Origin of the sequence: Pseudomonas putida, from assembly GCF_026625125.1 — a bacterium.
GTDB lineage: Bacteria > Pseudomonadota > Gammaproteobacteria > Pseudomonadales > Pseudomonadaceae > Aquipseudomonas > Aquipseudomonas putida_X.
On record NZ_CP113097.1, the window covers coordinates 1,196,934 to 1,219,626 of the forward strand.

Annotated in this window: 13 protein-coding genes; 3 read left to right on the forward strand and 10 right to left on the reverse strand. The window is 63.7% G+C overall.

The annotated features are described in order from the left end of the window. Positions 1-14: 14 nt before the first annotated feature. The 5 genes from OSW16_RS05530 to OSW16_RS05550 all read right to left on the reverse strand — a co-directional run bounded on the left by OSW16_RS05530 (position 15) and on the right by OSW16_RS05550 (position 9,240). Positions 15-407: a protease inhibitor I42 family protein gene (locus OSW16_RS05530; RefSeq protein ID WP_267821355.1), complete on the reverse strand. Its 393-nt coding sequence runs from the start codon at positions 405-407 to the stop codon at positions 15-17. A 167-nt stretch (positions 408-574) separates the two neighbouring features. Next, positions 575-3,001 (reverse strand): endopeptidase La, encoded by a 2,427-nt coding sequence (gene lon / locus OSW16_RS05535; RefSeq protein ID WP_267821357.1) that lies wholly within the window; start codon positions 2,999-3,001, stop codon positions 575-577. Between the two features lie 197 nt (positions 3,002-3,198). After that, a complete protein-coding gene (locus OSW16_RS05540; RefSeq protein ID WP_241804845.1) occupies positions 3,199-5,610 on the reverse strand; it encodes a glucose/quinate/shikimate family membrane-bound PQQ-dependent dehydrogenase in 2,412 nt (803 codons plus the stop codon). 28 nt (positions 5,611-5,638) lie between these two features. Next, complete coding sequence (locus OSW16_RS05545; RefSeq protein WP_267821359.1) at positions 5,639-6,985, reverse strand: carbohydrate porin; 1,347 nt, start codon at positions 6,983-6,985, stop codon at positions 5,639-5,641. A 215-nt stretch (positions 6,986-7,200) separates the two neighbouring features. Then, positions 7,201-9,240 carry a TonB-dependent receptor gene (locus OSW16_RS05550; RefSeq protein ID WP_267821361.1) on the reverse strand — a complete coding sequence of 680 codons (2,040 nt, stop codon included), beginning with the start codon at positions 9,238-9,240 and terminating at the stop codon, positions 7,201-7,203. A 168-nt stretch (positions 9,241-9,408) separates the two neighbouring features. On the opposite strand from OSW16_RS05550, the gene OSW16_RS05555 reads away from it, so the two are divergent. Next, entirely contained in the window at positions 9,409-9,630 is a 222-nt protein-coding gene (locus OSW16_RS05555; RefSeq protein WP_012313003.1) for a VF530 family DNA-binding protein, read from the forward strand. Position 9,631: 1 nt separating this feature from the next. After that, on the forward strand, positions 9,632-10,312 hold the full coding sequence (locus OSW16_RS05560; RefSeq protein ID WP_267821364.1) for a Pr6Pr family membrane protein: 681 nt from the start codon (positions 9,632-9,634) through the stop codon (positions 10,310-10,312). A gap of 9 nt (positions 10,313-10,321) precedes the next feature. Here OSW16_RS05560 and OSW16_RS05565 read toward each other — a convergent pair whose 3' ends face one another. The 3 genes from OSW16_RS05565 to OSW16_RS05575 form a co-directional block, all read right to left on the reverse strand. Beyond that, on the reverse strand, positions 10,322-11,080 hold the full coding sequence (locus OSW16_RS05565; RefSeq protein ID WP_267821366.1) for a siderophore-interacting protein: 759 nt from the start codon (positions 11,078-11,080) through the stop codon (positions 10,322-10,324). Further along, positions 11,073-11,615: a PadR family transcriptional regulator gene (locus OSW16_RS05570; protein WP_267821368.1), complete on the reverse strand. Its 543-nt coding sequence runs from the start codon at positions 11,613-11,615 to the stop codon at positions 11,073-11,075. Before OSW16_RS05570 ends, OSW16_RS05565 begins: the two co-directional genes overlap by 8 nt. A gap of 89 nt (positions 11,616-11,704) precedes the next feature. Next, the gene (locus OSW16_RS05575; protein WP_267821370.1) at positions 11,705-14,842 is read right to left on the reverse strand and encodes a transglycosylase domain-containing protein; all 3,138 of its coding nucleotides are present in this window, start codon (positions 14,840-14,842) and stop codon (positions 11,705-11,707) included. Between the two features lie 393 nt (positions 14,843-15,235). Between OSW16_RS05575 and OSW16_RS05580 the strand changes: the two genes are divergently transcribed. Continuing rightward, positions 15,236-16,654, forward strand: a complete 1,419-nt coding sequence (locus tag OSW16_RS05580) for an amino acid permease (protein WP_267821372.1) — start codon at positions 15,236-15,238, stop codon at positions 16,652-16,654. Positions 16,655-16,694: 40 nt separating this feature from the next. Here the strand turns inward: OSW16_RS05580 and OSW16_RS05585 are convergent, their stop codons facing one another. After that, positions 16,695-18,314, reverse strand: coding sequence for an FMN-binding glutamate synthase family protein (locus OSW16_RS05585; RefSeq protein ID WP_267821374.1), 1,620 nt, complete (start codon positions 18,312-18,314; stop codon positions 16,695-16,697). 100 nt (positions 18,315-18,414) lie between these two features. Continuing rightward, the gene (locus tag OSW16_RS05590; RefSeq protein WP_267821375.1) at positions 18,415-22,689 is read right to left on the reverse strand and encodes a DEAD/DEAH box helicase; all 4,275 of its coding nucleotides are present in this window, start codon (positions 22,687-22,689) and stop codon (positions 18,415-18,417) included. Positions 22,690-22,693: the final 4 nt, after the last annotated feature.

A 22,693-nucleotide genomic window follows, 5' to 3' on the forward strand; every position in this document is an offset into this window, starting at 1 on the left:
CCAGCGCTGTGCGTTCAGTCGACCCGCACCGCGCAATCGAAGGTCTGCACCGGCCGAACTTCCGGGGCCCAGGGCTGCTGATAGACCAGCACCAGATGGCCTTCGCCGGCGGCGCGGGCTTCGAAGCGCCAGGTGGATAAGCCCGCGCTGCCGACGATGCCGGCGTCCTCGGGCGCGCTGTAAACCTCGGGGCCGAGGCTGCGCAAGATGTTCGAAGCCGGGTTCTGCACCAGCCAGCGGTAGCCGGTGGAGGGATTACTGGGCAGGGTCAGGGTGAGTGGCTGGCCGATCTTGAGGCGCTGGGGGCATTCACTTTCAGCGTCAAGTTCGACCGTGTGCCTGGGCTGCTGGGCGCAGGCGGTGAGCAGGGCAAGGCTCAGGGGAACGAGCAGACGAGGGGCAGTCATGGTGGCTCCAGAGGCTGGCGAAGGCCTGAGGATAACCGAACAGAGAGGGGTTTTGTGTTGTCAGTGCCGGCCTCACCGCCTGCACGCCGGCCCCCACCGGTACTCCACTGAACCACAAACAATTGGAATACCGGGGGTGGCCTTGCAGGCGATGGGGCCGTCGCGGGTCAGAACAGCACTTTGGCCACGTCGGCAAAGCGCTTGGCGAAGTGCACGGTCAGCCCTTCACGCAGGTAGTCAGGCAATTCTTCGAAATCCCCGCGGTTGGGCTCGGGCAGGATCAGTTCGAAGATCTTCTGCCGCCGCGCCGCGATGACCTTTTCGCGTACGCCACCAATCGGCAGGACCTGGCCGGTGAGGGTCAGCTCGCCGGTCATGGCCACACCTTTTTTCGGTGCCTGGTCACGGGCCAGCGAGAGCAGTGCGCTGGCCATGGTGATACCGGCGCTCGGGCCATCCTTGGGCGTGGCACCTTCCGGCACGTGCAGGTGAACGAAGGCTTCGTTGAAGAACGCCGGATCGCCGCCGAATTGCTTGAGGTTGGAGCTGACGTAGCTGTAGGCGATCTCGGCAGACTCCTTCATCACATCACCCAGCTTGCCGGTGAGCTTGAAGCCGCGATTGAGCGTGTGGATGCGGGTCGCCTCGATCGGCAGTGTCGCGCCACCCATGCTGGTCCAGGCAAGGCCGGTAATCACGCCTTTGCCTGCCAGCACCTGCTCACTGCGGAACACCGGTATGCCGAGTGCGGCCTCCAGGTCCTTGGTGCCGATCTTGAGCTTGGCATCCGGGGCATCCAAGAGCTTGATCACCGCCTTGCGCACCAGTTTGCCCAGCTGTTTTTCCAGCTGGCGAACGCCGGCTTCGCGGGCATAGCCCTCGATCACGGCGCGCAGGGCGCTATCGCTGATGGTCAGGCTGGTCTTGGCCACGCCGGCCTTTTCCAGCTGTTTGGGCCAAAGGTGGCGCTTGGCGATGGCCAGCTTCTCTTCGGTGATGTAGCCGGACAGGCGGATCACTTCCATACGGTCGAGCAGTGGGCCGGGGATCGAGTCCAGCGTGTTGGCGGTACACACGAACAACACCTTGGACAGGTCCAGGCGCAGGTCCAGGTAATGGTCGAGGAAGTCGACATTCTGTTCTGGGTCCAGGGTTTCGAGCAGCGCCGAGGCCGGGTCGCCCTGATAGCTCTGGCCCATCTTGTCGATTTCGTCGAGCATGATTACCGGGTTCATCACCTCGACATCTTTCAGCGCCTGCACCAGCTTGCCTGGCTGGGCGCCGATGTAGGTGCGCCGGTGCCCCTTGATCTCGGCCTCGTCGCGCATGCCGCCGACACTGAACCGGTAGAACGGGCGGCCGAGCGATTCGGCGATGGATTTGCCGACGCTGGTCTTGCCCACGCCAGGCGGGCCCACCAGCAGGACGATCGAACCACTGATCTCGCCCTTCCAGGCGCCCACGGCGAGGAACTCCAGAATGCGTTCCTTGATGTCATCGAGGCCCGCGTGATGCTGGTCGAGCACCTTGCGCGCATGCTTGAGGTCGAGCTTGTCCTTGCCGTACACGCCCCAGGGCAGGGCACTGGCCCAATCAAGGTAGTTGCGGGTGACGGCGTACTCGGGGGAGCCGGTTTCAAGGATGGCCAGCTTGGCCATTTCTTCATCGATGCGCTTTTTGGCCTGCTCTGGCAGGGTCTTGCCTTGCAGGCGCTGTTGGAACTGTTCGAGGTCGGCACTGCGGTCGTCCTTGGTCAGGCCAAGCTCTTGCTGGATGACCTTGAGCTGTTCCTTGAGGAAGAATTCGCGCTGGTGCTCGCCGATCTGCCGGTTGACCTCGGCCGAAATCTCATTCTGCAGGCGTGCGACCTCGACCTCTTTGCGCAGCATCGGCAAGACCTTTTCCATGCGTTTGAGCATGGGCACGCAATCGAGCACTTCCTGCAACTGGTTGCCGGTGGCGGAAGTGAGTGCGGCGGCAAAGTCGGTAAGAGGCGATGGGTCGTTGGGGCTGAAGCGGTTGAGGTAGTTCTTCAGCTCTTCGCTGTACAGCGGGTTGAGCGGCAGCAGTTCCTTGATCGCGTTGATCAGGGCCATACCGTAGGCCTTGACCTCGTCGGTCGGCTCGCTTGGCTGGCGTGGGTATTCGACTTCGACCAGATAAGGCGGGCGATGGTGCTTGAGCCAGGTGCGGATGCGCACGCGAGTCAGGCCCTGGGCGACGAACTGCAGTTTGCCGTTTTCGCGGCTGGCATGGTGCACCTTGACCAGGGTGCCGTACTCGGGCAAGGCCGCGGTGTCGAAATGGCGGTGATCTTCGGGCGGGGTGTCCATGAAGAACAGGGCGAGGCAGTGATCCGGTGTCTTGGCCACCAGATCGAGGGTTTCGGCCCAGGGTTCTTCGTTGACGATGACCGGCAGTACTTGTGCGGGGAAGAACGGGCGGTTGTGAATCGGAATCACGTAGACCTTGTCTGGCAATTGCTGGCCGGGCAGGGCAAGTGCGTGGCCAGGCGCGCTTTGGGCCTGACCCTCAAGGTGTTCAATTTCGCTGTTTTCGTCGGGTTGTTCCGGAAAATCCTGCTGGTCGCTCATGGGGCACCTGCGTGAATGGCTATGGTGCTTAGATGGGGCGCTGGCTCATGGGTTTCAAGCTTCAAGCTTCAAGCTTCAAGCTTCAAGCTTCAAGCTGCAAGAAAAAAGCGGGACCGCGCAGGCCCCGCTCTTGCTTGTAGCTTGTAGCTTGTAGCTTGTAGCTTGTAGCTTGTAGCTTGCAGCTTGTAGCTTGCCGCTTACTCGGCGAGTTTGTAAGCGATGATGTAATCGCCCATTTTGGTGCCCAGGGAACCGTGGCCGCCGGCGACGATCAGCACATACTGCTTGCCGTCCTTGCCGGTGTACGTCATCGGCGTGGCCTGGCCACCCGCTGGCAGACGGGCTTTCCACAGCTCCTTGCCATTGTTCACGTCATACGCACGCAGGTACTGGTCCAGCGTGCCGCTGAGGAAGCCCACACCACCGGCAGTGACGATCGAGCCACCCATGCTCGGTACACCCACCGGCAGGCCGATCGGAATCGGCGTGCTGTCACGGGTGGTGCCGTTCTTGCGCTTCCACACCACCTTGTTGGTGAACAGATCGATGGCTGCCACGTAACCCCAGGCCGGCGCCTGGCACGGAACGCCCAGCGGCGACATGAACGGGTGCATGATCACGGCGTAAGGCGCGCCAGTGTTGGGCTGCACGCCGCTGGTTTCACTTTCGCGCTTGCTGCCGGCGGCAACCTGTTCGCGCGGCACCATCTTCGACACGAAGGCCATGTAGTTCGGCGAGGTGAACAGCAGTTGGCGCACCGGGTCGACCGAGACGCTGCCCCAGTTGAACACGCCGACGTTGCCTGGGTATACCAACGAGCCTTGCTCGGACGGTGGCGTGTACTGGCCCTCGTAGCGCAGTTCACGGAACTGGATACGGCATAGCATCTGATCGAACGGCGTGGCGCCCCACATGGCCTGTTCAGTCAGGTCCGGGCCCAGCAGGTTGAGGTCGGAGCGGGCCTGGGTCGGTGCAGTGTGGTCACCCTTGACCGCACCTTGCGGTACCGGGATCTCACGGATCGGCACGATGGGGGTTCCATCACGACGGTCGAGCACGTACAGGCTGCCCTGCTTGGTCGGTACGATGATCGCGGGCTTGACGCCTTCCTTGGTCTTCAGGTGAACCAAGGTTGGCTGGCTGCCGACGTCCATGTCCCACAGGTCGTGGTGAGTGAACTGGTAGTTCCAGCGCGCCTTGCCGGTGGCAAGGTCCAGGGCCACCACGCCAGCGCTGTACTTCTCTGCACCCGGGGTGCGGTTGGCGCCATACTGGTCGGGTGTCTGGTTGCCCAGCGGCAGGTAGACCATGCCCAGGTCTTCATCGACGCTGGCCAGCGACCACATGTTGGCCGAGTTGCGGCTGTAGGTCTTGCCCGGGGCCAGTGGCTGGGTGTCTTCGGGGTTGTTGCTGTCCCAGTTCCAGACCAGGCGACCATCGTGCACGTCGTAGGCGCGGATCACGCCGGAGGGCTCGTTGGTCGACTCGTTGTCGGTGACATGGCCGCCGATGATCACCAGGCTGCGGGTGATCGCCACCGGCGAGGTGGAGTAATAACCGCCGGCAGTGAACGGCCCGATACCGGTAGTCAGGTCGATCGCGCCCTGGTTGGCGAAGCCTTCGCAGACTTTGCCATTGTCGGCATTGATGGCGATCAGGCGGGCGTCGGCCGTCGGCAGGTAGAGGCGGCGCGGGCAGGCTTGAGCGACAGCCTGGCCTGCGTCGGAGACTTTCGGCGCCGGGCTGCCATCGCGGCTGACGTAGTTGTTCTCGTCATAATACGAAACGCCGCGGCAAGTCATGTGGGCGAAGCCCTTGAAGGTGCCCACCGGGCTCTTGATCTGCGGGTCGTAGCGCCAGATCTCGGCGCCGGTGTCCGGGTCCAGGGCTAGTACCTTGCTGTGGGCGGTGCAGGCGTACAGCATGCCGTTGGCCTTCAGCGGCGTGTTTTCGTTGGTCAACTCGACCGGGTCGTTGTCCGTTGGCAGGTCACCGGTGCGGATGCGCCAGGCTTCTTCCAGGCGGTAGGCATTTTGCGGGGTGATCTGGCGCAGCGGCGAATAACGGTCACCATGCTCGGTGCGGCCATAGGCTTGCCAGTCGCCGTCGGGCATCGCGGGGGCGGCACTGCCCATTTCGCTGTTGTCGCGGCCCAGTTCGCCAAACACTTCACCCGGGTGGGTGAACTGGCTGCCCAGCGCGCAAGCGCCCGAGGCGAGCACGGCAACGCTGAGCAGGGCGGTATTGGCCTTGTTGCCCGGCCCGGTCAGCGGGCGGCGTGCCCAAGGCAGCAGCAGCACAACGCCGATGGCGAACCAGATGGCCAGGCGTGGCACCAGTTGCCACCAGTCCAGGCCCACCTCCAGCAGTGCCCAGGCCGTGCTGCCCAGCAGCACCAGGCCGTACAGGCCCAGGGCAAGCCGGCGCTGAGCCAGCAGTAGTGCGCCCGCCACGGCGAAGCCGATACCGGCGATCAGGTAATACAGCGACCCGCCGAGCTGGCTGAGCTTGATACCGCCCGCCAGCAACGCCAGGCCCATCAATAGCAGCAGTACGCCTATCAGGCGCGGTAGCCAGCGGCTTCCATTCTTGGCACCGTCAGTGCTCATCGTATGTTCTCCGTTAGGTGAAGGGTTGTCAGAAAGTGCTTTGGATCTTCAGGCCGCCGATCAGGGCATCGTCCACCTGCGACACCCCGCCCGGATGGCGGATGTACTGCAGGTTCGGGCGCACCGTGAGCCAGTCGGCCAAGTGAATGCCGTAATAGAGTTCAGCGCTGTACTCGGTGTCCTGCACGGGCAGGTAACCGGGATTGTCGTAGTCGTAAAGGCCGGCTGCCTGGTTGGCCAGGCGGGCGTTCTTGCGGTAGGCGGGGTTGACGTGCACGCGGGCGAGGGCGAAACCGATGTCGTCCTTGGCGCGGGCATCGAAGGGGCCCTTGTATACCAGTCCTGTCTGCACATAGTTGTCGATGGCATTGGTCTTCTTGTCGTGCACTGTGGCATTGGCGAACAGGCTCAGGCCGCGCGACTGGTCAGTGGCCAGCGAGGTAACCTGCTGCTGGGCACCGATCCACAGGCCGTGCTTGCTCGAACTGCTGCGGTAGGTGGCGCCACTGATGGCGGCCGGCCGGCCGTCGCTGTCCTTCAGAACATCCTGTGCCTTGGCATTACTGTAGTAGTACCCGGCGCGATATTCCCCTTTCAGGCCATTGACCCGCGGGCTCCACACCAGTTCGATCGGCATTACGGCACCCTGGGTACCGCTGCCGCTGAGTTTGAAACCGTTGCCGGATTCCAGGTTGGAGGGGTTTTGTTCGAACACGCCGACCTGAGCGTAGAGCGCGTCGTTGATGTTGTAGCGCACGCGCAGCGCCCACTGGCTGACGGGCCAGTTGTACCAGATGCCGCCAACCCAGTTGCCCACCTGCGAGCCGCAGAAGGCCAGGTTCTGGAAGTCGCACGGGAAGCTGTTGAAGTCCTCGCCTTCACCGAAGCGGCCGAATTTCACGTCCAGGGCGCCATCGAAGTATTTCTGCCTGATCCACATCTGGGTCAGCCGCCAGGTTTCACCGCGGCCCCAGACTTCCTGGGCTGAAGTGAAGCCGCCGACCCGCGGGTCGTTGATGCGGTCGTTGCTGATGTTGTCCCCGTGGCGTTCGGTGATGGTCAGCTGCAGTTCGGTGTCTTGCCAGCCGAGGATCTTTTCCAGGTCCAGGTGGCTGCCAAAGGTGAACTGGTCGCTGTAACGCGCGGTGCGATCATGGTCGTAGCCGCCGTGCAGGTTGCTGCCCATCTCGCCGGTGTAGCCGAGGTTGAAGTCGTAGCCTTTTTCCAGCAGTTCGCTGCGGGTGCCGCCCCAGTCACCCAGCATCCATGGCGAGTCGCTGGCGAACATTTCACTGGCGCTGGTGGTGGACGTAAAACAGGCGGTCAAGGCAAGCAGAGCGGTGCCGGTGTAGCGAATATTGGGCAGTGAGAACATGAGATAGCGCTATCTTTTGATTGTCGAAAAAACGGCAAGCGCACCGATGAGCGAACTCTTCGATGGAAATGGCGACAGGTGAGGTAAGTGAAGCGATTCAGCTTGCGGCGGGGAGGATATAGGGGAACTTGTAAGAAAAAAAGACAAATTGTCGCAGTGGATTATTGCCGCAGCGGTAACAGTGAGGGAAAGGGGCGCAGCGCGCCCCTAGGTGGTCAGAAGGTTGTACGCAGGCCCACTTCGACGCTGCGCCCCGGCGCCGGCGCGATATCGCGCAGAATCGAACTGGCGTAACGCACGGTCTGATCCGTCAGGTTTTCACCGCGCACGAACGCCAGCCACTGGCTCTGGCCGATATCGAAGCGATAGCCGACACTCGCGCCCAGGGTGGTGTAACCCTCGGTGCTGGTCTCGTTCGCCGGCTTGCGATGCTGCGACGCGGCATGCTGCATATCCACACGCGCCTGCCAGCGGTCCCGCTCCCAGACCAGTGCGCTGTTCAGGCGCAACGGTGCGATGCGCGGCAGCGGCTCACCGCTGTCGAGGTTCTTGGCGCGGGTATAGTCGCCCGACAGCTCCAGGGCGAAACTGCCGTAGCGGTTTTCGACCAACTGCCAGCGGTCCTGGGCTTCGACCCCGTAGAAGCGCGCCCGTACGCCCTGGTACTGATACTCAGGGAAGCCGCCATCGTCGTGATCATGGTCGTCGTCGCCATCGTCGTGGTCATGGCCCTCGCGCAGGGTGCCCGTGCCAATCAGGCCGATGTAGTTGCGAAAGTGGCTGTAGAACACCCCGACGCTGCCCTTGTGGGTGCCATTGTCGAAGCGCAGCGCCAGGTCGGCGGAGAGGGCTTTTTCCTTGTTCAGGCTGGCGTCACCGACTTCATAAGCCCCGGTGGCGACGTGGGCGCCGTTTGCGTAAAGCTCGTAGAAGGTCGGGGCCCGCTCGGTGTAACCAACGTTTGCAGCGAGCGCCCAGACCGGGTCGAGTTGATACACCGCCCCCGACGACAGGCTCAGGGCATTGAAGCTGCTGGCGCTGTCGGCATCGACGAAGTTTTCATTGCCTTTGGCATCCGGGTCGACGCGGGTGTGTTCCAGGCGTGCACCCAGGCTCAGGTTGAGCCGTTCGGTGGCCTGCCATTGCTCGAGCATGAACAACGCCAGGCTATCGGTATCGGTGTGCGGCACGAAGGCTTCTTCACCCAGTGCCGAGAATTCGTTGCGACTGACCTGGGCACCGATCACGCCTTCCACAGGGCCGATCGGTTGGTGCCTGGCCTCGATCCGCGCCTCATAGCCCTTGTTCTTGAAGGTGGTGTGCACTTCGCCTTCTTCGATTTCGCTGTGCTCGTAATCGGTGTAACCGGCATCGAGCTTGACCGAGCTGAAGGGGCCCTCGAGGTCACGCAGTTCCGAGGCGAAGCCGTAGTGATCCTGCTTCATGTCCAGGCGCACGCCGGACTCGGCCACTGAGCCGTAGTTACTGTCGTAGCGGCTGTAGGACAGGCCCGCATAGCCGTGATCCCAGTGGTAGGCCCCGCCCACTGCGCCGCCATCCTGGCGACCGTCGCTGTTTTCCAGGCGGTGCTTGCTGCCGGGCTCGTCAGCGTCACGCACCTTGGAACTGCGGGCGTAGCCCGGGATGCGCAGGTCGTTGAACTGCCGGCTGTTGGCATCCAGGTGCAGGGCGAAGGTGCCGTCACCGGCTTCCAGTTTGCCGGCACTGCTGCGCGTGGTATCGGCACCGCCGTAGCGTAGTTCGCCGGCACCGTGAATACCCTCGATGGGCGCATCGGGGATGCGGTTGTCGAAGGTATTGACCACCCCACCGATGGCGTTGCCGCCGTAGAGCAGGGCGGCGGGGCCCCGGACGATTTCGACGCGCTCGACGGTGACCGGGTCCAGTGGCACGGCATGGTCGTAAGACAATGCCGAAGCGTCGAGGGCGCCGACGCCGTTGCGCAGGATGCGGATACGGTCACCGTCCAGGCCGCGAATCACCGGGCGGCTGGCGCCTGGGCCAAACCAGGTGGAGGCGACGCCGGGCTGTTTGTTGAGGGTTTCGCCCAAACTTCCGTGCTGCTGCTGCAGCAGGTCGTCGCCTTCGAGCACGGTGGTGGGAGCAGCCAGTTCGCGGTTACCCAGAGGGTTGGCAGTGATGACCTGGGGATCGAGCTCAACAGCCTGGCTGGGTGATGAGGCGAGCAAAAGCGCAACGGCGAGCGGAGAGAGGCGTAGGGGAGAGCACAACATGGGAAGTAGCGGTCCTTGGCAGAGGCAATATATTGTTACTATATAACGTACCTATTTCAGCACAGAGGTTTCACCGCTTGCCAGTGGTTTTTGTAATGGCGGTGCTGCGTCCCCTTCATCACTACACTCGTGTAATGTGCGCATCTTTTTATCCGCGGGAGTACTGGCATGAGCACGGCCAACCACAATGCGCTGCACGGCAAGACCCTCGAGCAGATCCTCACTGAGCTGGTGGCGCACTACCAATGGCAGGGCCTGGCCGAGCGCGTGGATGTGCGCTGCTTCAAGAGCGACCCGAGCATCAAGTCGAGCCTGACCTTCCTGCGCAAGACGCCCTGGGCCCGGGAGAAGGTCGAGCAGCTGTACGTGAAACTGCAGCGCAACGCCTGAGATGCCGCGTCATCCCTGGCTGACCCTGGCCGCAGTGCTTGGCTGGTTGGGCCTCGCTGTGCAGGTCTACCTGGTGCTGCTGGCGCGCTGGCAGGAAGCGGCGAGCCTGATCGGCGGGCTGATCAATGTGTTCGGCTATTTCACGGTGTTGACCAATACCCTGGTAGCGACGGTGCTCAGCTATGCGGCGTTCGGGCGGGAATCGCGCGCCAAGCGCTTCTTCCTTTCACCTTCGGTAAGTTCCGCTGTGGCCGCCAGCATCGTGCTGGTGGCGCTGGCCTACAGCGTGCTGCTGCGGCACCTGTGGCAACCCCAGGGTTGGCAATGGCTGGCGGACGAACTGCTGCACGATGTGATGCCGGCGCTTTACGTTGTGTACTGGTGGTTCGCCGTGCCCAAGGGGCATTTGCGGCTCTGGCACCTGGGGCCGTGGGCGCTGTACCCGGCGGTGTACTTTGGCTATGCACTGTGGCGGGGGAGTGAGATCGGGGTGTACCCGTATCCGTTCATAGACGTTGCAAGCCTTGGCTACGGGCAGGTCATGCTCAATGCTCTGGGCGTGCTGGCCGGGTTTTGGGCCATTGCACTGGTACTGCTCGGGCTCGATTGTTGGCGCGGGCGCTGGCTTGCCAGGCCGGTGCAGGCCCCTTCGCGGGTGAAACCGCGAAAGGACCGGGCCTGACACCACAGGTCACTCGTCGTCCGCTGTGCCTTCTGCCCGCCAATAGGCAGCCGCTTTGAGGGCATCTTCGGGGGCACCCTTCTCCAGCAGCAGCGCCTTGGCCTGCCGGGTCAGCGCTTTCTCCAGTGCCACCCAGCTGTACAGCTTGCCCTCAGGCAGGCTCAACCCCTGCACCAGCGCGAGTAGATCCTCATCCCGCTTCACCCAGATCACTTCAACCTCAGCCTTGCTCGGCAGCGCTTGGCGCTCCTGCTCATCTTCGATCTGGATGATCGCCAGTACCCGCCGGCCTGCCGGCAGTTCTTCAAGGCGACGGCCGATGGCCGGAATCGCTGTTTCGTCACCAATGAGCAGGTAGCTGTCGAAGATATCCGGGACCACCATCGACGCCCGTGGCCCGGCAATGTTCAGCGTCTGCCCCGGTTCAGCCTGTGCGGCCCAGGTGGAGGCAGGGCCATCGCCGTGCAGGACGAAATCGATGTCCAGTTCCTGGTTGGCCAGGTCGATGCGCCGCGGCGTGTACTCACGCATCGTGGGCCGCGCTCCGCCGTCGCGGCCCATGTTGCGGGCGTCGATGGCCTGCTGTTGTTCGGTGTTTTCGGCGAACAGCAGCTTGATATGGTCGTCACTGCCCAGGCTGGTGAAGCCTTGCAGCTCGGGGCCGGTGAGGGTGATGCGGCGCATGCGCGGGGTGAGGTCGGTGACCCGCAGCACCTGCAGGCGACGCTGGCGGATTTCGTGATTGACGCGGTGGATGGTGTCACTCATGGAGGTTCTCCGTAGCAGGGGCCGGCCCGTCGGCGATGGCCTTGGCAGTGTCGTTGAGCAGGGCGCGGACCCGCTCGATTTCTTCCGGTGTCCAGCGGCCGCTGTGCATGTGCAGGGCGTGGCGCAGGTTGCCGACGGCTTCGTGAATTTCTGGTGGGCGGTCGTGACCACGCAGGGCGCGCTTGCCGACTTCGATGCGCATGCGCACGCCGTCCAGCGCCACGGCCTGGTCAGCCAGGGCTGCGCTTCCGGCCGGGGTAATGGCGTAGAGGCGTTTGCTGCCTTGCACCTGGCCGCAGATCAGCTCCGCTTCCTCGAGAAAGTTGAGGGTGGGGTAGATGACCCCGGGGCTGGGCGTGTAGCTGCCGTCGAACAAGTTCTCGATCTGGCGGATCAGGTCATAGCCGTGCCCAGGTTGCTCGGCCAGCAGCGACAGCATCAACAGCTTCAGGTCGCCGGGGGCGAATACCCGTGGGCCGCGTTCACCCCGGCCGGGCCGGCGCTCGAAAGGGTCGTGGGCGGAATGTTCACGCATGGCAGCGAGGCTCCGTGTGTTTAGATATATCGCAAGATATTACTCAAGATATATCTAAACACAAGCGGTCAAATGCCGATGGTTATCATTCAAATATTAGATGGGTTACTCGGGAGCATCGCAATCTTCGGTGGTTTGCACGCGTTCGGATTGCCAGGCTCAAGGTAGGGCATGAGGATCGGCGCCATGCCCTTGAGCACCTGCACCGGCAGCGCCGAGGTGAACTTGAACGCCTCCGCGGAGCGCCCGGGCACGAATGCGGTCAGCGTGCCGAAGTGGTTGTCACCGAGGAAGAAGACGAACGTGGCGGTGCGGTTCAGCGAACGCGAGCCGATCAACCGCCCACCGGCGCCGAAGCTTTCGATGCGGTTGTCGCCGGTGCCGGTCTTGCCGCCCATCACCAGCGGGGTGCCGTCATGCAGCTTGAAGCTGCCGGAAATACGCCGCGCCGTGCCTGCGTCGACCACTTGCGACATGGCACCCTTGAGTGCCCGGGCGACTTCCACGGGGAGAATTCGCTGGCCACGGTCGGGGTCGCTGCTCAGCTTGGTTTCATAAGGCGTATCGGCGGCGAAGTGCAGCGTATCGATGCGCAGTGTGGGCAGGCGCACACCGTCGTTCTGAATGATGCCGACCAGCTCGGAAAGCGCCGCCGGCCGGTCGCCGGAGCTGCCGATGGCGGTGGCCAGCGACGGCACCAGGTGATCGAACGGATAACCCACGCCCTTCCAGCGCCGGTGAATATCGAGGAAGGCTTCGATTTCCACCATGGTGCGGATACGGCTGTCGCGGGCACCCTGATGGCGGCTCTTGAACAGCCAGCCATAGACTTCCTGACGCTCGAAGCGGCTGGCGTTGACCATCTCTGTGATTGAGGCGCTAGGGTTCTTCAGCAGGTAGCCGAGCAGCCACAGGTCCAGCGGGTGAACCTTGGCGATGTAGCCTTGGTCGGGCAGGTCATATTTGCCTGGGCCGTAGGCCTCGTACATCTCTGCCAGGCGGCCATCGGTAAGTTTGCTCAGGGCACGCTTGTCTTCCTTGAGGTGCGCGCGCACGAAAGCATTGAATGTTTCCTGGCCCGCTGCCGGGAACAGATAGCGGTGCACTGCGGCCAGGCGCTGCGGTGTGACGCGCATGCTGTCGAGGAAGGTATCCAGGCGTTGCTGCGAGGTTTTGCGCTGGTACTTGCGCCAGAAGCGCATCAGGTAGCTGGTGCCTTCCTTGTCGGCGAAGCGTGCCAGGTATTCCTGGCGGCGCGGGTCCGAATCGTCCTTGAGCAGTGGCACGCGGTTGAATGGCTGTTGGTAGGTCACGTAGCGCACCAGGTCGCGCATCAGGCGAATGAAGGGCAGGTTGATCGACTCGCGCAGGGCTTCCTTGAGCGTCGGGTTGCGGCTGTTGTCCTCCTTGCGGAAGTTGTTGAACACGTGCATGCCGCCGCCGGTGAAGAACGCTTCGCCGGTGTTGGCCGAGTACTTGCGCTCCAGCGCCGCGTCGAGCATGGCATCCAGGCTCTGGTTCTTGCTGTTCTGCGCCAGCCATTCCAGCGACCATTGGCTGATGCGATCGAGTTCGGCGACCTCGACCTTCTTCAATTCGGCGGCTGGCATGCCGGCGTACTTGTCGTGCAACTCGGCGATTATCTGCAGGTAGGTGGTCAGCACTCGCAGCTTGGCCGTCGAGCCCAGCTCAAGTTTGCTGCCTTCGTTGATGTCGAAGGGCTGGTCGGTGCTGTCAGTCTGCACCCGCACCCGTGAGCCATCGGCAGTGCGCTCGAACAAGGTGAAGCTGTAGCGCACCTGGTCGGTGGTCTTGGTGGTGAGCAGGCGCTCGCCGATCAGGCCAATCTGCGCCGCGAATTCAGGGTCGGAGAGGTTCTTCAGGTACTGGCTGACCTGTAGCTGAAGGTCGGCCTGCAAGGTGCTCGTTGCCGAGAGGTCGAGGCGGTCGAGGTCATACAGCGGGCGGTTGAGCATGCCTGACAGGCGGTTCCGGGCCAGGCTGATGCCTTTGTTGGTGATGATCGGAACGATGGTTGGCTGTGCCACCCAGTCCCGGTACAGCGCCTTGCTGGCCAAGGCTGCGTCGGCCAGGGCGCGATCGATGATGCCGTTGGCAGCGAGCACGCGGATGTGCGAATCGGTGAGTTCGGCCAGCTCGACGCGGCCCTTGGTCAGGTAATGCGAGGGGCGGCGCTGGGCAATCATCAGCGACAGTACCTGACGCAGGGCCAAGCCGCGTGCGGCCATGCTGTCGGGGTCTGTTGCGCTCGAGGTGAGGGCCTGGTTGACCTGGTCGAAATCGGCGCCGTACCAGACACGCAGGCCTTCGGCCATGCCATGCACTTCGCCATGGCCGGGCACCGCCGACAGCGGCACGCTGTTGAGGTAGTCGCGCACGATGCGCTGGCGGGCTTCGGTGGTATCAGGCCCGCCCTGATAGGCACGGACGCTGGCGGAAATCATCTGGCGGATCTTCTCGGCACCGGAGACAGTCAGGCCGTCCGGTGAGTGGCGGTATTTTTCCAGCTGCGTGGCCAGGGTGCTGCCACCGGCGGACTGGCCGGGCAAGGCCAGGTATTTGGCCACCTGGCTGTAGGCGGCCTTGGCGAAGCGCGGCCAATCGACTGCCGGGTTGTTTTGCGGGTCTTTCGGGTCCAGCAGGTCGCGGTTTTCGATGAACAGCAGGCTGTTGACCATCACGGGTGGGATTGCGGCGAAGTTCGGGTACAGGTATTGCGGGTAGTTGTACTGGTACAGCGTCTCGCCGCGGCAATCGGTGATCGACAATCCGGCCTGGATTTTCTCGATGTAGGGGGCGAACAGGCCGTGATCCACGTAATTCATCAACGCAGGCGAAAACCGTACCTGCTCGCTGATCAGGTAGTCGCGCTTGAGCAGCCGGGGCAGGAACTCGCCCAGCGCGCTATAGCCCAGGCGTTTGTCGAACGGCCCCTCGCCGGGGTAGACGATGGCATCGCTGGGGCCGGGCTGCAGCGAATAGGTCAGGGTGCTGGCCAGCTTGCTGAATTCGCGGGACTGCAGGTCGGATGTACGGAACTCGTCATAGGCGGCGAAGCCGATGGCGATGATCGCGACCAGCAGGATCAGCAGGATCAGCCGCCACCAAAGCCGACGCTGACGTGGGGACTTTGGCTGCGGCGTCTCGGCCAGAGGTGTTTCGGGTGCTTCCGTTCTGGATGGTTCCGATTGCCACAGTGCGCCCATAGTCTTCAATCCGGCCAGGTATTTTCGTCTTGCTTGTCTGAAGCTTAGACGTTGAAGGCAGTAGGTGAAAAATTTGTAGAAAGTGCAGAAACCTCATGCGCCCTCTGCGCCTTTGGTGTGGGTTTGTTCGTACAACCCTGTTGCCAGGGTAGCTGGGGTGAGCCAGGAGGCTGCAGTAGACGTGCGGGTTTCTCTCCAAATTTTTGATTATTTATAGTGAAAAGCCCTACAGCGAGCTTCCTATACTGCTCGGCCCCTTCGCCCTGCCGGGCCGCTCTACACCGGCACACGGGCCGGCCCACAAGGCCAGCCTGGCAAGCCAACGCCACGCCTATCGGCATGGCCGGCGCTGCACGAAGGTCTAATCCAATAACAAAATGAGGTTGTATTGCTATGCCAGTCGGCAACCACCCTGCCCATGGCGAGACCGCACAAGGCGGCCCGCTCAAGCGTGAACTGGGCGAACGGCACATCCGCCTGATGGCGCTGGGCGCCTGTATCGGCGTCGGTCTGTTCCTCGGTTCGGCCAAAGCCATTGAGATGGCCGGCCCTGCGATCATGCTGTCCTACATCATCGGGGGCCTGGCGATCCTGGTGATCATGCGCGCCCTTGGCGAGATGGCCGTGCACAACCCTGTCGCCGGGTCATTCAGCCGTTATGCCCAGGACTACCTTGGCCCGTTGGCGGGCTTTCTGACCGGTTGGAACTACTGGTTCCTGTGGCTGGTGACCTGCGTTGCGGAAATCACCGCCGTGGCGATCTACATGGGCATCTGGTTCCCGGACGTGCCGCGCTGGATCTGGGCCCTGGCGGCGCTGGGCAGCATGGGCGCGGTGAACCTGATCGCGGTCAAGGCGTTCGGCGAGTTCGAATTCTGGTTCGCCCTGATCAAGATCGTCACCATCATCGCCATGGTCCTGGGCGGCATCGGCATCATCGCCTTCGGCCTGGGCAACGACGGTGTGGCAGTCGGCATCTCCAACCTGTGGAGCAACGGCGGCTTCATGCCCAACGGAGTGACCGGTGTGCTGATGTCGTTGCAGATGGTCATGTTCGCCTATCTGGGCGTGGAAATGATCGGCCTGACGGCCGGCGAAGCCCGCAACCCGCAAAAAACCATCCCGCAGGCCATTGGCTCGGTGTTCTGGCGCATTCTGCTGTTCTACGTCGGTGCCCTGTTCGTGATCCTGTCGATCTACCCGTGGAATGAAATCGGCAGCCAGGGCAGCCCGTTCGTCATGACCTTCGAGCGCCTGGGTATCAAGACTGCCGCCGGCATCATCAATTTCGTGGTGATCACCGCCGCCCTTTCGTCCTGCAACGGCGGTATCTTCAGCACCGGGCGCATGCTCTACAGCCTGGCGCAAAATGGCCAGGCGCCGGCTGTCTTCGCGCGCACTTCAAAAAACGGTGTGCCACGCAACGCGTTGCTGCTGTCCATCGGCGCCTTGCTGCTGGGTGTGCTGGCCAACTACCTGGTGCCGGAGAAGGTGTTCGTCTGGGTGACATCGATCGCCACCTTCGGCGCGATCTGGACCTGGGTGATGATCCTGCTGGCGCAGCTCAGGTTCCGCGCCGGGCTATCGGCCGCCGAGCGCACGGGCTTGAAGTACCGCATGTGGCTTTGGCCGCTGAGCTCCTACCTGGCACTGGCCTTCTTGGTACTGGTGGTGGGCCTGATGGCGTACTTCGAGGATACCCGTGTGGCGCTGTACATCGGGCCGGCGTTCCTGGCACTGCTGACGGTGCTGTACTACACGTTGCGCCTGGCGCCCAAAGCAGTACACGGGGTAGCCAGTTCCGCTTCCTGATCTGCAACTGCAGGGGCTGCAAAGCGGCCCCCGCGTTCCCTCAGGCCGCCACCTCATCGTGCGGCTCAAAACTGTCCGCCCGCGCCAGTTGCCACATCCGCGAATAGAACTGCCCGTTCACCTCGCCATTGAGCAGCTCCCCCGGTTTCAAGAACACATGCATTTGTGAGAACAGCTTGATTTCGGTGGCAGAGGTGCGCCGCACCAAGTGCTTGGCTTCCAGTTGCGCCGGGTGTTCCAGGCCGGCCGCTGCGAGCATTTCTGCCAGGGCGCGCAAGGTGTTGTGGTGGAAATTCAACACCCGCTGGGCTTTGTCCGGGACCACCAGCGCACGCTGGCGCAACGGGTCTTGCGTGGCGACGCCAGTGGGGCACTTGTTGGTATGGCAGCTCTGCGACTGAATGCAGCCGATGGCGAACATGAAGCCGCGCGCTGAGTTGGCCCAGTCGGCACCGATGGCCAGCACGCTGGCGATGTCGAAGGCGCTGACGATCTTGCCGCTGGCGCCGAGCTTGATCTTGTCGCGCAGGTTCAGACCAACCAGGGTGTTGTGCACGAACAGCAGCCCTTCGCGCAGCGGCACGCCGATATGGTCGGTGAACTCCACGGGGGCTGCCCCGGTACCGCCTTCCTTGCCATCGACCACGATGAAGTCGGGGAGGATGCCGGTTTCCAGCATGGCCTTGGCGATGCCCATGAATTCCCAGGGGTGGCCCAGGCAGAACTTGAAGCCCACCGGCTTGCCGCCGGACAGCTCACGCAGTTGGGCGATGAACTGCATCATTTCGATGGGGGTGGAGAAGGCGCTGTGGCGCGATGGCGAAATGCAGTCCTCACCCATGAGAATACCGCGGGTCTCGGCAATTTCCTGGGTTACCTTGTGCTTGGGCAGGATGCCGCCGTGGCCGGGCTTGGCGCCCTGGCTCATCTTGATCTCGATCATCCGCACCTGCGGGCTGCGCGCCTGGGCGGCAAAGCGCTCGGGGTCGAAGCGCCCGTCTGCCGTACGGCAGCCGAAGTAGCCGCTGCCCAGCTCCCACACCAGGTCGCCGCCGTGTTCGCGGTGGTAGGGGCTGATGCTGCCTTCGCCGGTGTCATGGTGGAAGTTGCCCAGCTTGGCCCCTTGGTTGAGCGCGCGGATGGCATTGGCGCTCAGCGAGCCAAAGCTCATGGCAGAAATGTTGAAGATCGATGCCGAATACGGCTGGCTGCACTGCGGTCCGCCAATGTGGATGCGAAAGCTTGCAGGGTCGGCCAGCGGCGCCGGGCGCATGGAGTGGCCGATGAACTCGAAGCCGGACTCGTACACGTCGATCAGCGTACCGAAGGGTTTGTCCGACGCCTCGTTCTTGGCCCGCGCGTACACCAGCGAGCGTTGCGCGCGGGAAAAGGGCAGGGCATCGCTGTCGGCTTCCAGCAGGTACTGGCGGATCTCCGGGCGAATACCCTCGACCAGGTAGCGGATGTTGCCCAGTATCGGGTAGTTGCGGCGTACCGCGTGGCGTCGCTGCAGCAGGTCGAACAGGCCGATCAGGCTGAGCACGGCCGTGGTCAGGGTGAATGGCCACAGCCATTGGTGGTGGAGCAGCGGCAGGCTCGCCAGGGTGAACAGAACACAGGCGGCAAACACTGCGTAGCGACTGAGAAGTGACAGGCTCATACGGGGTCCTTACGATGGCGCGGTCAGGCTCAGGGCCTGGGGAAACCCCGACCATAGCCCGGTTGGGCAGCGCTGAACATGAAAATCGGCTTATCGAAAATCATTCGCGCAGCAATATCTGCCGCCACCGTTGCTGCTCGTCATCCGTGGTTTGCACAAGGTAGGTGTATCGGTTGGCGACTCGCGCGGCCACCGGCACGCCATCGCGGTACAACACACGATTGCCGCCGGCCGCCGGTACCTTCGCTCCGGGCAGCAGCGACCCGATCAGGTTCAGCGGGTCACTGGCACTGACCACCACCAGCGCGCCCTCCATCTCGCGTCGGCGCACCTGGCGCAGCAGCCCGACTGCCTCCGGCAGGGCGAACTGCTCACCGGCCAAGCCGGCGATGAAGCGCCCGCCGCGAATCTCGCCGCGCGCCTCAAGCCGGTGGTAGCAACGCAGCAGCTCACGCCAGGGTGGCAGCACATCACTCTCGCGCGCCAGCAGCCGCCAACAGATCACGCCATAGCGCCTCAACAGGGTGCGAGCGATGTGTTCCAGCCGTTGCCCGTGGTCATCTTCGGCATTGCTCCTGCGTAACAATGCCCAGCGCCCGGCGTGTGCCATGCTGGTGGAAATCGGCGCATGGCCGCGCCGGCTGGTGCGCGATGAGCGTTTCGCCGCCGGGGTGATCAGGCTACGCAGCCCTGTAAAGCTGTCGGCACTCGCCAGGCCGGAACCGACCAATTCCTGTAACGCTGTTTCCAGCTCGCTGGGCAACAAGTGGGCTTGCTGGGTCAATTCGTCGAAGAACAGTGCACCGTGCGCCTGCAGTACTTCGTGCACACGTGTGGCACGCGGGCTCAGCTCATCCAGAGCCGGCGCAGGCACCAGGCTGCGCCACAAGCCCAGGTGTTGACGTGGCAGCAGCACCAGCGGCGTACTCGCCAGCGTACTGCTCGACACCTTGCCCGCCAGGCGGCTCCAGGCGAACTGCCCGCTGCGGCACACCTCGTCGAGCCAGTGCGTGCTGTAGTCGTTGATTCTTGCCGGCAGTAGTTCTGCCTCCCAGGCGCCAGCCGCGCCGGGGAACCCCTGCAACTGGTCGAGCACCTCGGCCACGGCTTGAGGCCCGCGCAGTTTTTCGTCGGCCGCCAGGTGCTGCCAGTCAAACAGAAAGCGCATGAAGTCCTGCAGACTTACCGGCTCGATCTCCCGGCGCAGGCGTTTGACGGTATAGCGATGGATACGCGCCAACAGGTGGCGCTCGCACCATTGCCGTTGGACCTCTCCCGGGCTGAACTGGCCGTGCAGCACGTAGCCTTCTGCTTCCAGGCGGGCCAGTGCCTGTTCGATGGCTGGCTGCGCCTTGCCCAGCGGTGCGGCGATCTGCGCCAGGGTCAGGGGGCCGTGGCCGCTCAGGCGGGCGCGCAGTAGCTCGCTCAGCGCGCTGTCCGGGTCGAGGGCCTGCTCGAAGCCGGGGAGCACGTTGAGCTCGGGCTCCAGGCGTGCATCCGGGTACAGAGTTTGAAGCAGGCTCAGTCGCTCGCGGGCCAGCCACAGGTGCTGGTCGGGCAAGCGTAACGCTCGGCCTGCCTTGGCCAGTTGCCGCAGCAGCAAGGCCCAGCCCGGGTTGGCCTGGACTTCGTGCTGGCTGACTGCGCCCAAGGTCATCAAGGCTTCGTGCATCTCGTCGGCGCTGCCGGGTTGCGGCCAGGCCTCTGCCTGGACAGCGCTGATGGCATCGGCGTCCAGCGCGCCCAGGTCATCGCTACTGTGCACCTCGTTCCAGCGCCGGTTGAGTACCGCCTGGGTGCGGCGCTCCTCCAGTGGGGCATCGTCAAGGAAGGCATAAGGCCTGGCATTGAGGATGGCCGAGGCCAGCGGCGAGGGGGCCGGCAGGTCGCGGCACAGCAAGCGCACCTGGCCACTCTCCATGCGCCTCAACAGGGCCAGCCAGCCCTCGCTGTCCATGGCTTCGTGCAGGCAGTCGTCGAGGGTTTGCTCGACCAGCGGGTGATCCGGAATTTGCCGTTCACCGACGATGTTTTCCAGGCAGGCGATCTGGTCGGGGAAGACCGCGGCAATCAGGTCTTCGCTTTTCATGCGCTGGACCTGTGGCGCGACCTTGCGCCCCCCGACGTAGCGGGGCAAGGCCATCGCCACGGCTGCGTTCCAGCGCCAGCGCACACCGAACAAAGGGGCCTCAAGCAGGGCCTGGATGAGTAGCTGTTCGGCGCTGCGACTGGACAGGTAGCGCCACACTTCGTCCAGTTCGAAACTGTGGCTGGTCGACAGCGACAGCACGATGGCGTCCTCGCTGGCTGCCGCCTGCAATTCGAAATTGAACGTGCGGCAGAACCGTTTGCGCAGGGCCAGGCCCCAGGCGCGGTTGATGCGGCTGCCATAGGGCGAATGGATGATCAACTGGGTGCCGCCGGACTCGTCGAAGAAGCGTTCCATCACCAGTGTGCTCTGCGAGGGCAGGGCGCCCAGCACTTCACGGGTACGGCCCAGGTAATCGAGCAGTTGGCTGGCGCAGGCCTCGTCCAGTGCATAGGCGCGCTGCAGCCAAGTCAGCACTGGGGCGAAAACGCCGTGACTCAGCCCCAGCTGCTCATCGATGCGTGCCTGCAGGCGGGCAACGGCGGCGGACAGCTCATCACTGCGTCCCGGCGCCTCGCCAAGCCAGAACGGAATGGTCGGCGGCAGGCCTTGGGCATCTTCGACCCTTACCCGGCCGGGTTCCACCCGCAGGATGCGGTAGGACGCATTGCCCAGCTGAAAGATGTCGCCAGCGATGCTCTCCACGGCAAAGTCTTCGTTGACGCTGCCGATGTTCAGCGCCTGCGGCTCCAGCAGCACTGCGTAGTCGGCGGTTTCGGGGATGGTCCCGGCGCTGGTGAGCGCGGCCAGCTGGCTACCCCGGCGCCCGCGCAAGGTGCCAGTCACTGCGTCGCGGTGCAGGTAGGCGCTGCGCATGCCTTGGCGTCCGTTGTAGCCCTCGGCGAGCATGCTCAGCAGGGCCTGGTAATGTTTGCTGTCCAGCGCTGTGTAGGGCGTTGCCTGGCGCAGGCAGTCGAACAATGCCTGTTCCTGCCACGGCTGGTTGCTGGTTTCGGCGACGATCTGCTGAGCCAGTACGTCCAGTGGCGCTTGAGGGATGTGCAACAGGTCGAGCTCGCCCTGGCGCACACAGTCGAGCAAGGCGGTGCACTCGATCAGGTCATCCCGCGAGGTGGCGAACAGGCGCCCTTTGGGGATGCCGTCGACCTGATGCCCGGAGCGGCCGACCCGCTGCAAAAAGCCGGCGATAGAGCCTGGCGAGGCGATCTGGCAAACCAGGTCGACATCACCGATATCGATGCCCAGCTCCAGGGAAGCGGTGGCCACCAGCACCTGCAACTGGCCGTTTTTCAGGCGCTGCTCCGCATCCAGGCGCAGCTCCTTGGCCAGGCTGCCGTGGTGTGCGGCCACGGCCTCGTGGCCAAGGCGGTCGCTGAGGTGGCGGGTGAGGCGCTCGGCCAGGCGCCGGGTGTTGACGAAGACCAGGGTGGTGCGGTGTTCGCGGGCCAGCGCTGCCAGGCGATCATAGACCAGGTTCCACACATCCGTGGCCATCACCGCGCCCAAGGGTACAGGGGGTACTTCAAGGGCAAGGTCGCGCTGGCGGGTGTGGCCGATATCGACGACCGCGCAGGGCCGTTGGTGGCCAACCAGAAAGGCTGCCACGCGCTCCACCGGCCGCTGGGTCGCAGACAGCCCGATGCGCCGCAGCCCCCGCCCGGTGAGCGCCTGAAGGCGCTCCAGGGTCAGGGCCAGGTGCGCGCCGCGCTTGTTGCCGGCCAAGGCGTGAATCTCATCGACGATCACCGTGTGCACGCCGCTCAGGCCAGCACGGCCCGAGGCAGACCCCATCAGCACGTACAGCGACTCGGGTGTAGTCACGAGGATGTGTGGGGCCAACTTGCGCATGGCCGCACGCTCTTTTTGCGGCGTGTCGCCGGTGCGTACGGCAGTGGTGATGCGTGGGGGCGTCAGCCCCTGGTCAACCAGTGCCTGGCTGATGCCCTCCAGCGGTGCCTGCAGGTTCAGGCGGATGTCGTTGGACAGTGCCTTGAGCGGCGAAACGTACACCACCTGGGTTCGCGCAGGCAGTTCGCCCGCGTGTTCAAGGCCCTGGCGAAACAGTTCATCGAGCACCGCGAGAAAGGCGCTCAAGGTTTTGCCCGACCCGGTCGGCGCTGCCAGCAGCGTCGATTGGCGCGCGTGAATCAACGGCCAGGCGCGGGCCTGGGCGTCGGTGACCGTGGCGAAATGGCGACGGAACCAGGTGCCGATCGCCGGGTGGAAAAGCTCCAGCACGGGGTGCTGTTGGGCAGGCAGGTTCATGAGA